This is a genomic window from Paenibacillus nuruki (assembly GCF_001721045.1).
GTDB lineage: Bacteria > Bacillota > Bacilli > Paenibacillales > Paenibacillaceae > Saccharibacillus > Saccharibacillus nuruki.
In genome coordinates this window covers 1-10438 of the sequence record NZ_MDER01000094.1, presented here as the reverse complement: position 1 = coordinate 10438, position 10438 = coordinate 1, and the positions used below count along the sequence as shown (strand labels likewise).

Below are 10438 nucleotides of genomic sequence, written 5' to 3'. Positions count from 1 at the left end.
ATCTGTATGGTCGATCTAATCAAAACTCGACCAATAGTATTATTAAAATAGTATCGGTAGGTCAAATACCTGCGACACGTTAAAACAAATAGTAAGTTATACGAAAGCTGAAGATCGCCATCATTGGAGTGATCTTCAGCTTTTTTCTTTGCACATAAACGCTGTTTACATTTACTGTATTTATTGATAATTATTTTATTATATGGTAGACTACAAGACAAAATATTACTGTTACATAATATGTAATATTTTACTCAATTAAGGTAGTGGAGGTGTATCAAAAAGTAAGCGTTACCAAAATAAAATAAAAGGGGTTTTTTTATGAAGAAATTTATCGCTCTTATTGTACCTACTGCTTTGTTTTTATCTCTAACATTGGGTATGTCTTCAGTACAAGCAGAGGATCAAACAGTTTCACAGGTAACTAACATTCAACAAGAAGCTATTTACAAAATCACACCTGCTGATAAAGAGTGGGCTAACTTTACAAGTAAACAAGAAAAAGTAGATGCCACTAGAATACCTGCTGATGTACTGAGTAAAATGACAACTGACGAAGTAGTAGAGGCAGTACTTACCTATCCATTGCTTACTGATATCTATGCATTTGATTCGACTGAAGCTGGATTAAGTGTTCTAGCAGAACAATCAGACGCTTTTAGAGAGCTACAAACAAGAGAGGATGCAGAGCAAAAGCTGAACGAACGACTTCAAATGAGAAGTTTAACGACAGAAAATGCTTTGCAACCACGAACTATTGATATGTTGTTGTCGGATAAACAAATTAGTAGTTCTCAAAGTCTTCAAGCAAGTGCAGTACCAGGAAGCAGTGCTACCGTTCATACAGTTAAAACACCTAAAGGAAGTTCAGTAACGGCGCACAAATATTCACCTGATTTTACTACAGCAGAAAAAAATGAATTAAAAAGAACCTTTTTAAGCTCTTATCCTAATGCACAATTTGTTTCTAATGCTACCGTGAATTACAATTGTCACTCGTATGCTTTTTACTCTAGGCTAACTACCAATCCATACTGGATCGAAGATCCTTCACCTTATATGAAAGATGGTTCTTATGCAGTCGTTTTTAGTCCAGTAAGTGCAAGTATAGGAACGAGAGTATACTTTGATCATCCAGACTATACAAAAACTCATAGTGCTGTGGTGACGGGTACTCCAAGTCCAGGTAGTCCTGCACAAAATTTCACAGTCACTTCAAAATGGGGAAAGGCTCCATTATTCAAGCATGTTGCGAAAGATTCCCCATATTCAATGAATAATATTAAATTATATAACGCAAATTAAAAAACAGGTTAGGTCTATATGTATAGATCTAACCTGTTTTTCTATAACTAATGTAAAATACAATCTGATATGTTACCATTATATTTAATTACAAAACGTATCAGGGGGAATACTATGAATATATTTGATGATTATGATCAAAAGTTAGATCAACTACATAAAGCACATGAAGCGATCATAGAGCATTTCCATGAATTGCCTGATGCTTCGTATCAAGCCTTTAGCGTAGAGGCTGAAATACGTAATTTTTCACTTCGTAAAGAGCGATTAAGCATAATTCCATCTAAAACGTCCTGCCACTTATGCGATCAATTTTTAGCTTACGAAGAAGTACCAACTAAGTTAGGGAAGAAGAAAAGCTTTAATATCTGCTCCAAGTGCATTGACACCATAAGCTTGGTTCGCGGAACGACTGAATTTGAAATGGTTCATGAACTTCAGAAAAATACACTGAATCAAGATATAACAGGAGCACTTCACCCTCTAATCAAAGATCATCTCATTCGACAATCAGAGAAGTGCTGGCTTATTCATGATGTTGTGTATGACTTATATTATAAAAAGGGTAGAACTAGAGAAGCCCTAGATCAATCATGGATTGAAGACATTGAGAAGCGATTGGCTCTGCTAAAACAGCAACTTGCTATAATGGCTGACTTGAATTACAAGCTACCGGATTCTCACATGCAAGACTATAGTCATAAAGCGCAAATTAAAGATCTAGAAGGGAAACTAGAGCGTATAGATGGAGGTCTCTTACCGTATCGTTGTTCTCATTGTGGCAGTTGGATTAAAGAAGCCGGTAGACCCACTTTTTACGGAACATATACGATTTGTATGCCCTGCAAAAAAGTTTTAAGAGGAGTTATGACAATTCCAGAAGCAGAAAAGAAATATGATTTAAGATCAGGAACTATAAGACGTGATATTACACGAGGCAAGCTTACATGTTATGAGGATGCCAAGTTATTACGCCGATCAGGATCAATATGGATACTCCATGAAATAGTCGTTCAGGATAAATACAAAGAATTGCCGGAACATACATCGACCACTTCCGGATACGCTGAAATTCCTAACGATCTACTGGAACGTTCCAGAAGTGTATTCAATCGTCTAAAATAAAACCTTTGGCCCTAGAATTCTTTATTGAAGAACTTCTTGATTTAATGTAAACTTGTTTTAAATGAATAATGAATTAGAGGGAAGCACCCTTACTGTCCAACAGGCAGTAGGGGTGCTTTTTTTCGTGTTTATGCAAATTGAAGGAGGGAATACCATCATGCTTTTATTGAAGCCTGACCCGCACGTCTGGTTACTGTCATTGCAACGTATATCAGAAGTTATTCAAACACGTTTAGAAACGATGTCAACTAACGAATCCTTATCCTGCTTGTTTTCACTTTGTGAATACTTTATCCATAAAATTCAGCAGTCCGGTCTATTTATCGTTTTTGAACCTACAGATATTATCGTTATAACAGCTATAACAGAAGAACACTCGAATTATATTGGAGAAATGTATCCACTAGAAGATTTTGAACAAGGTAAAGAATCGAAAGAAGAATTACTTAGCTCAGGATTTATATATACACCAATGAGGATACCTCAAGCTTCACAAGAAACTGGAGGACTTAAGATCATGCTAGATTGGCAATTCGTATTTAATAAAGTAAAGCAGATGGATCAAGAAACATCATACTTTAAAATTGGTCTCACACTACAAGAAGAGCAGCTATTTAAAGAGGTCTATGATGCCATCCAAAAGCTAGTAAACACTACTACTCCTGTAAACAGTACAACAATTGGTATCGATGGAGCGCAGATCAGGCTTTCAGTAGATTATTCTAAACTGCACCTAGAAGTTATAAATTTTTTTGGAGTTGCTGATCCCATGACTCCTTATGCCTGGAGTTTTCACGTTGAATCTTCATTGCAAAACGATGTAAGAATCGTCCAACAACAAATTTATAAGGACTCCGAATTCTATATTAATGAATCTCCGGCTATTCACCAACTAAATGAGCTACTACTTCAACTCTACCATCAACAAAATAGAGTCATTGTCTAAAGGAGCGCCTATGAACCCTATCATGCATACCCAAAGCAATCGACCTCACGCTAAATGGAGTCAGTTTGTTTTAGTACTTATGTATCTCTTTCCAGTTATAGAATCTGTTCGCACCGTGAAACCTGAACTGCTACAACAATTAGCAACCCGTCGAGAAGAATGGTTTCCTTCATTTTCATTTGTAGAGTTTTTTACGTTTATCACAAATAGTAAAGGCACCGAGCAATTCTTTACGGTTCTTGTACAAGGGATAGGTAATCTTATTTCTTCTTCAGTTGTATTCTTATTTACACCTATCACCATGTATTCTATAGCGATCATTGCTTTCATCGGTACTGCTATTGTTTACCAACGGTCTTTAAAAGGAAACAAACATCCGTGGTATCGTATAAGACTTCGCCATTTTACGATGGCATTGATTCTACTTCTAGTTCTGCCTATGATTGCTCATCTGGTCTACTCTGTAGTCGTCCATTAATAAAAAATAAAGGATGATCGAAATGCAACATTGGAATTTTAAAGAAAAGGAACTGCATCATATTCAATCCTGCTTGAATGAAGGAAGAATCGTACTTATTCAGGGCGATAACATGCATGATCTTCAATTATTAAAAGACGATCTTACCGCTATGAGCGATGTACCCGTTTTTGAACACCACATATACCAATCTATTGAAGAGTTATGCATGGCTGTAGAACATCCTAAAGCCAAAATTATTCTTTTCTATGCCAATGTGCATCATAGCGATTTTGAGCTTTATCTTGAAATCCAAGAAGCTATTATTGAAAGCGTCTATCCAGCTATCGGCATTTTTATAGAACTAAATGATCATAAAGTACTTAATTATCACTATCAATCGACTCATGAGATTATCTTACGACAAGCCAGCGATCGCTTAAAACGATATGAGTTAAAGCAAAATGAAAGTCAACCTCATCAAAGTCATATCGCACCATTAGATCCGCGTAAATACACTCTCAATCAGTTGACTCTAGCTGAGCAAATGGCTGTTCGCTTGGCATACATGAACACAGGGATCGAAAAAGGGGGCATCATGGGTTGGTATCAGACCGGTGAGCCAGTCATAACCGATATTGCTCCATTAAAATCTTACGCGTTGATAGGCTGTAAGCATCGTATACATGGTAGCGAATGGTTTCAAAATTGGTTGATTTCTGTTGAAGCTGCTTTAAAGCAAATCACTCTTGTTAAAGATATAGATAATTATCCTGCTTCTCTTAAAAGCTTAGAACGTGTCTACTCTTATTGGGAGGATCGGATGAACTACTTTGATACATTGATCAAAACTGTTCATTCAGCTGCACTATGAAATCAAATGCAAGATGAGGAGTACCGGTATGAAAAGGATAAAAGGATTATTAGAATGGATAAAACAATTTTTTATAGGTATTGGTGTACTTTTATTTATGCTATCTCTCTGGTTCATAGCACTTCCTTATGCGACAGGCAAATTAGACCAGTATCTTATACTCTACATTCAATTTTTTTTAGATTTAAAAGATATGCTTATGGTTGTTTATCGTCCACATTAAAGGAGCTATCAAAAAATGAACGACGTATGGTGTGAGTCCCATAGGAATGAAGGTCAGTTAGAAATAGGATTGGGACGTTCGAATACTATATGTGAACGAAGCCTCCCAGATTGGATGCCTCATGAAGCAAAAGAATATTAAATCCTTCCATGTAAAATTAAAATCATATATAAGGATACTGCCTATTCTATGTATGACTTTTGTTTTCGTAGGGATTGTACTTATCTATTTTAACGAACAACATCCGATCGCTTACCTGAATCAACTGCCAGCTGTATCCCTTTTCATGCAGGAATGGCTTACATTTTTACCTAGCCCTAGCAGCAAAGAATATTCGATGATGGAACATTCGTTATTTCAGCTTGCTCTAGATAAATTATTTCATCATTAGCACTATAATCTGCATCAATAAGATTTGAGAGGAAGTTATTCATGAGAATTAAAAATAACGAGTATGCAGCTCTTGCAATCATTATAGTCATACTTCTTTTTTTTATAGGACTTTTACATCTGACAAAACCGATTAATCCACAAAGCACTGAGAACAAAAAAATCGTTGTGCAAACCGTGGGAACGATTGAATCCGTATCTCAAACGATCAAGCCAGGACTATTTTCAGATGTTATCATGCAAACCATTACGGTGGGTGGCAATAAATATACGTTAAATGGCTACACAACCACATTTAAAAAGAATCAATGGGTCACTTTTTCTTATATAGAAGGAACTAACAATATAAGGGAAATTCAAATTCAAGAAAGTAAATCTATAGAATGACATGATATAGACTCTCAAAAAAAAGCTACTGGAAATATAGACTTGAAAGGATGCTAAAAATGTTCAACAAAACCTTTGAATCAATCGCCCAATTACGAAGAGCTTCTATCCTGCTAGTAATTCTTTGTTGTATATGTGTTTGCATCTTACTTATTTTAGATCATCAAAATCTCATTCCTACAAACACAACTATTCAATTATCTGGAACAATTGAATCTGTCTCTCAAACGATCGAGCCGGGACTGTTTTCTGATGAAATTAAGCAAACCATTATGGTTGGTGGCAACATGTATACGATAGATGGATACACAACCATATTTAAAGAAAATCAATTTGTTACTTTTTCTTATATAGAAGGAAACCATAATATTCAAAAAATCGTGATTCAGTAAAGCTAAAAAATCTAGAACGGAGTACCATTTGGACAGGGTAAGGTGAAGCAGTAGATTTTATATTCTTCTATTACAAAAGTGCTCAACATAACAGCTCCAATCGATCTGAACAAAACAAATCAAAAAGCTATGTCTAAGGAGACCGTTAATAATGATCAGCCCTACATCTCACAACCACGTACCTCAAAAGCCATCACATGCAGTGAACTATAAAAAAATTCTTACTTATACCCTTATTTCAATAATGGGACTTACCCTTATTACTACTATTTTTCTTTTTTTCTACAATGAAAATGTAGAATTCGAAGCTTCCAAATATGATGTGAATGGGAATGTTACTTCAATTAGTAAAGAATATGAAAATAAGACGCTCAACAAAGGCATGGTTAATTACTATATTGTAGTCAATGCACAAACTATAAAATTACCTTATTCATGGGGAAAAGATTTAGAAATCGGTCAGTATGTACAAATTCAAGGAAATAAAAACGAACTAACCAGCCTTAAAATTGTTAATTAGTCAATCGTAATACAATATACTATCCACTAAAGGGGTTAACCTAATGAGTAAATTAAATATCATGCGAACAATAATCGATAGATCTACTAAATTGATCACTGTAGTTCCTACTACGGTGGCTGGTCTGCTTCAAGCAAAGCAGGAAGATCGCATCCTATATTTAAAAACAATGTCACAAGATACATTAATAAGTACGTTCAAATGGTTTACATATGTACTTTTAGCAGGTAACTTAATGCATTCAGCAAATAAGCTACATATTGAAATTCCTGCCGAAGTTCAACTATATCTCGAATCCATTGAATCCGAATGCAGTGATCGAAAAATCACTGTAACCTTAATTTCAGAAATAGTAGACGCTCAACTACCAAACTTATCAAAATCAACGTTGATCCAAATTATTTTATTTGGAGCTACACTAATTATAAATCCGGATATCTCTGCAAAAATTTTACTCTCTTCCATTTTGCTTCAAGCTGCTTTATATTTTACCAATATCAAGCTTCCATCATCATTTCAAAAGTAGTCCAATTAGATTTTAAAGGAGTGTACAACATGATTATTAGTAAAGGTCAAAAAATTGATGTTACTAAAGGAAATAGTGTAGCGAAAGTTGCTGTAGGATTACGTTGGGAAAGTAACGATCCTACACTAGATATTAATGTATCTGCCTTTTTATTAGATCAGCAAGGTCGCTGTAATGCAGATGAGGATATGATCTTTTACAACCAACCTTTAAGTCGCAATCAAGCCGTATCTCATGTAGAAAAACGTCATGATGATCGAGAAAGTATAGATATCACATTTTCATCATTGCCTAAAGACATTGCTAAAATTGCTATTACGTTAACCATCCATGAGGGAGAAGCGTTAGGACAATCTTTTGTAAACGTAAAAAATGCAGAGTGTCGTATCTATTTGAACGAAAAAGAAGAATATGCTGTATTTCCTTTCGGTGAAGGTTTAAATCAGGAAACGGCTATCGTTGTAGGTGAATTGTATATGCACCAGAACGAGTGGAAGTTTAACGCTATTAGTAGTGGCTATACAGGTGGTTTATCGGCTTTAGTACAAAGCTTTGGCTTATCACTTGAATCAGAAGCAGAAGAACCTGTAACTCCTATACAAGCGCCTATTGCACCAATGATCTTGGATCTACAAAAGAAGCAATCTATCAATATCGTAAAATCAACAAAAGTGACAGCTACCTTGGAGTGGGATAGTAAAAAAGATTTAGATCTCTATTGTTTTTACGTAACTAAACAAGGAGAAACGGGGAAAATCTATTATCGAAATCTAGGATCGGCTACAGAGTCACCTTATATTTCTTTAGATGGCGATGCCGGAGCCAATGGAAAAGAAACGATCGTTATTCATCGACCAGAAGAACTGCATTACGTTCTCATTGCTGCCTACAGTGCGATAAGTAATGGAGTGGGTAGTTTTAAGTCGATGAAAGCTAAAGCTGTTGTAGATAACCATCAGGGGCAAATTATTACATCACCTTTGTATGAAAACAATATGTTTGCTTATTGGGTGGCCATTGCGAAAATCGATTTTACTGCTCCCAATGAAATGAGCATTATTCAGATAGAAGAATACTCTAAAGCAGGAGTAGAAAAAAGTCCGCTACTTTATGAAGATGGTAGTTTTAAAATGAATGTAGGGCCAGCGGAATTCAAAAGAAAGAAAAAAAAATAAAGCGATCGCATAAGGGGTAATACAATGACTTTAAATAAAAAATATTCGTCCTATATACTAACGTAAGTTAAGAATAGAAAAGAAGAAGACAAACAACTATCTTAGCTTGCTTGTCTTCTTCTTTTTAAGATATGAATGATTCCTTCTATGAATCTTGATAATAGAGCTATGATTAATAAAATAAAACTGATTTTGGTTAAGTGTGGATTCATTTGAGAATAAGCATATACCTGAAATAATATAGCGATTCCAAGCATAAAGCTTACAAACGCTTCGCCGTATTTTTTTTTCATTATTTGCCTTATCACTAACCAGATCAGCAGGATACCAACCAATACTAAAACGAAAAATACCGGGTTCATTTTTACCACTCCTTTCATAACATGTAATTACTCTTATTATATTATATTTCCAATCAGTTGATATTTATTAAAAGGCAATTATTGAAAAACAATAATAGACATGTGCTATGACAACATGATCTATTGCAATCAGGAAAGAGGGGAGAGAATTATACTGACCATTGAAAAGACCTATTCATCTATTTTAAAATATGTAGCATTCAATGATTCGTGGTTGATAGTTATTGGAAGTGTAATCGGAATTGGAGCCATAGACCTATGTATGGTTTGATGTTAGCCTTATCAGTATAGTGATAGCATTGCTTGCTTTATGCTTAATTTACTTTCTTGGTGAATCCAAAAGCGTATACCGTAACCATATGATTAAGAGGTTATTTCCAGTAGAACATTTGACCCACGACCATTTAGAGTTTATACGTTGGGACTATAGATTAAAAAGAAAAGAGCTTGCTACTGCTTCTTATGTTAACAAGTCTAAGCTAACGTATTTGGACCGAATTATATATGATGCTCACATTGAGCTGCACAACATTGATATTGACAAGCTCAATGATATTTACTATTCAAAGCTTGGTAGAAGCATTAGGCTTTAAAGTCTACAGATGATAGCAGTTCTAATCTATAAGAGAAGATGAAGCAACATCTTCTCTTATAGATTAGATCAACAAGATATACATCCAGAAGGATTTACATGCAAAACGATGCTGAAAGAAAAATCTACAAAATCATATACAATTACTTTTATAAAAATAATCAGATGCCCGATTGGCCGTTTTTAAAAACAAGAACTAACAAATCCAAAGAGGACATTACCAAAGCCTTACAAGGTTTAATGGAGGATGGGTACATTACTTGGCAAGAAGACGACCTACAATCAATTTTAATGCTTAAACTAGGTAAATCGATGTCAATACCTAAATCTAAAGAAAATGATATGAATCGCTTTTATACGGAACTGTAAGAGTTCAAACGCTTGAATATCAGTTTCATTTTATTTACTTTTAGTGTATACTATAAGTATAAATAAAGCCCGCGGTGGTGGTTCACCGCAGGCGAATCGATAAAGATCGGCGGTACTATTATACGACGATCGTTCATGATGAAAAACCGCCCCGTTAAGGTTCCCAGCCTACTTGCGGCGGTTTTTCTTGTTCTTTGCCTTTTTCAAGATATCAATTACTTTCGCTGAACCAACGATAACGCTGGTCAACTTAATAATGATGTCGAGTACCACGAGCAAAAGATCCAAGTGTGACATGGCAACACCCCCTTCCTTGCTAGGGATACGCATCGCCGTGTCACAGACCGCCGTTTCTTTATCTTACCTCTATTATACCATATTTATTTATTCCGATCCTGATCCTAGCAATGAAATATACATAGAGTGTTGATCCATGTAGTAAGGCAGATAGTGTTTGAGGACGTTACAAGATGGAGGGCTAATTTATTCGAACAGGCTGATACCCCGTAAACGCAATAATCGGCTGTTCTTTATCCAACTCTGCAAAATGCTTCTTTAACCGATCTACATTATCATAACGAGTATCTGGCTAGAAATAATTCAATGCGCCTGAATAGGTCTAGCTTTAAAAGCATCGGTTCTCCTAACTCCAACATAATGATTAAATTCGAAAATTGATCAAATGACGATACAAATAATGAGATAGTTGATATGAGAATTAATTTATCTATAGAAAATAAATGAAATATTAGATTATATAGATGCTGTAGTAATAGAGAGTTACCATATATATAG

At 35.2% G+C, this 10438-nt stretch carries 15 protein-coding genes; 13 read left to right on the top strand and 2 right to left on the bottom strand.

Annotation, left to right across the window (positions count from 1 at the left end):
• Positions 1-321 precede the first annotated feature (321 nt).
• The 12 genes from PTI45_RS22395 (at position 322) to PTI45_RS22340 (ending at position 8320) form a co-directional block, all read left to right on the top strand.
• On the top strand, positions 322-1305 hold the full coding sequence (locus tag PTI45_RS22395) for a hypothetical protein (RefSeq protein ID WP_069329814.1): 984 nt from the start codon (positions 322-324) through the stop codon (positions 1303-1305).
• 114 nt (positions 1306-1419) lie between these two features.
• Complete coding sequence (locus tag PTI45_RS22390; protein WP_069329813.1) at positions 1420-2430, top strand: hypothetical protein; 1011 nt, start codon at positions 1420-1422, stop codon at positions 2428-2430.
• Positions 2431-2491: 61 nt separating this feature from the next.
• Entirely contained in the window at positions 2492-3376 is an 885-nt protein-coding gene (locus PTI45_RS22385) for a hypothetical protein (protein ID WP_139129315.1), read from the top strand.
• Positions 3377-3386: 10 nt separating this feature from the next.
• Positions 3387-3854: a hypothetical protein gene (locus PTI45_RS22380; protein ID WP_069329811.1), complete on the top strand. Its 468-nt coding sequence runs from the start codon at positions 3387-3389 to the stop codon at positions 3852-3854.
• Between the two features lie 22 nt (positions 3855-3876).
• Positions 3877-4707: a hypothetical protein gene (locus PTI45_RS22375; RefSeq protein ID WP_069329810.1), complete on the top strand. Its 831-nt coding sequence runs from the start codon at positions 3877-3879 to the stop codon at positions 4705-4707.
• Positions 4708-4735: 28 nt separating this feature from the next.
• Positions 4736-4930, top strand: a complete 195-nt coding sequence (locus tag PTI45_RS22370; protein ID WP_069329809.1) for a hypothetical protein — start codon at positions 4736-4738, stop codon at positions 4928-4930.
• A 193-nt stretch (positions 4931-5123) separates the two neighbouring features.
• Entirely contained in the window at positions 5124-5321 is a 198-nt protein-coding gene (locus PTI45_RS22365; RefSeq protein ID WP_069329808.1) for a hypothetical protein, read from the top strand.
• A 41-nt stretch (positions 5322-5362) separates the two neighbouring features.
• A complete protein-coding gene (locus PTI45_RS22360; RefSeq protein WP_069329807.1) occupies positions 5363-5707 on the top strand; it encodes a hypothetical protein in 345 nt (114 codons plus the stop codon).
• A 59-nt stretch (positions 5708-5766) separates the two neighbouring features.
• On the top strand, positions 5767-6099 hold the full coding sequence (locus PTI45_RS22355; protein ID WP_069329806.1) for a hypothetical protein: 333 nt from the start codon (positions 5767-5769) through the stop codon (positions 6097-6099).
• Positions 6100-6250: 151 nt separating this feature from the next.
• Positions 6251-6619: a hypothetical protein gene (locus PTI45_RS22350; RefSeq protein ID WP_069329805.1), complete on the top strand. Its 369-nt coding sequence runs from the start codon at positions 6251-6253 to the stop codon at positions 6617-6619.
• Positions 6620-6662: 43 nt separating this feature from the next.
• Positions 6663-7145, top strand: coding sequence for a hypothetical protein (locus PTI45_RS22345; protein ID WP_069329804.1), 483 nt, complete (start codon positions 6663-6665; stop codon positions 7143-7145).
• Between the two features lie 29 nt (positions 7146-7174).
• The gene (locus PTI45_RS22340; protein ID WP_069329803.1) at positions 7175-8320 is read left to right on the top strand and encodes a TerD family protein; all 1146 of its coding nucleotides are present in this window, start codon (positions 7175-7177) and stop codon (positions 8318-8320) included.
• Positions 8321-8421: 101 nt separating this feature from the next.
• On the opposite strand, the gene PTI45_RS22335 is transcribed toward PTI45_RS22340, so the two are convergent.
• A complete protein-coding gene (locus tag PTI45_RS22335) occupies positions 8422-8682 on the bottom strand; it encodes a hypothetical protein (protein ID WP_069329802.1) in 261 nt (86 codons plus the stop codon).
• 691 nt (positions 8683-9373) lie between these two features.
• Between PTI45_RS22335 and PTI45_RS22330 the strand changes: the two genes are divergently transcribed.
• On the top strand, positions 9374-9643 hold the full coding sequence (locus tag PTI45_RS22330) for a hypothetical protein (protein WP_069329801.1): 270 nt from the start codon (positions 9374-9376) through the stop codon (positions 9641-9643).
• Between the two features lie 168 nt (positions 9644-9811).
• Here the strand turns inward: PTI45_RS22330 and PTI45_RS24580 are convergent, their stop codons facing one another.
• Positions 9812-9940 carry a hypothetical protein gene (locus PTI45_RS24580; protein ID WP_281181707.1) on the bottom strand — a complete coding sequence of 43 codons (129 nt, stop codon included), beginning with the start codon at positions 9938-9940 and terminating at the stop codon, positions 9812-9814.
• Between the last annotated feature and the right edge of the window lie 498 nt (positions 9941-10438).

Bases quoted from the DNA above. Each gene is read 5' to 3' on its own strand.
- PTI45_RS22340 (WP_069329803.1), top strand. From the start codon at position 7,175: ATGATTATTAGTAAAGGTCAAAAAATTGATGTTACTAAAGGAAATAGT.
- PTI45_RS22360 (WP_069329807.1), top strand. From the start codon at position 5,363: ATGAGAATTAAAAATAACGAGTATGCAGCTCTTGCAATCATTATAGTC.
- PTI45_RS22330 (WP_069329801.1), top strand. From the start codon at position 9,374: ATGCAAAACGATGCTGAAAGAAAAATCTACAAAATCATATACAATTAC.
- PTI45_RS22380 (WP_069329811.1), top strand. From the start codon at position 3,387: ATGAACCCTATCATGCATACCCAAAGCAATCGACCTCACGCTAAATGG.
- PTI45_RS22375 (WP_069329810.1), top strand. From the start codon at position 3,877: ATGCAACATTGGAATTTTAAAGAAAAGGAACTGCATCATATTCAATCC.
- PTI45_RS22335 (WP_069329802.1), bottom strand. From the start codon at position 8,682: ATGAACCCGGTATTTTTCGTTTTAGTATTGGTTGGTATCCTGCTGATC.
- PTI45_RS22345 (WP_069329804.1), top strand. From the start codon at position 6,663: ATGAGTAAATTAAATATCATGCGAACAATAATCGATAGATCTACTAAA.
- PTI45_RS24580 (WP_281181707.1), bottom strand. From the start codon at position 9,940: ATGTCACACTTGGATCTTTTGCTCGTGGTACTCGACATCATTATTAAG.
- PTI45_RS22390 (WP_069329813.1), top strand. From the start codon at position 1,420: ATGAATATATTTGATGATTATGATCAAAAGTTAGATCAACTACATAAA.
- PTI45_RS22350 (WP_069329805.1), top strand. From the start codon at position 6,251: ATGATCAGCCCTACATCTCACAACCACGTACCTCAAAAGCCATCACAT.
- PTI45_RS22365 (WP_069329808.1), top strand. From the start codon at position 5,124: ATGACTTTTGTTTTCGTAGGGATTGTACTTATCTATTTTAACGAACAA.
- PTI45_RS22370 (WP_069329809.1), top strand. From the start codon at position 4,736: ATGAAAAGGATAAAAGGATTATTAGAATGGATAAAACAATTTTTTATA.
- PTI45_RS22355 (WP_069329806.1), top strand. From the start codon at position 5,767: ATGTTCAACAAAACCTTTGAATCAATCGCCCAATTACGAAGAGCTTCT.
- PTI45_RS22385 (WP_139129315.1), top strand. From the start codon at position 2,492: ATGAATAATGAATTAGAGGGAAGCACCCTTACTGTCCAACAGGCAGTA.
- PTI45_RS22395 (WP_069329814.1), top strand. From the start codon at position 322: ATGAAGAAATTTATCGCTCTTATTGTACCTACTGCTTTGTTTTTATCT.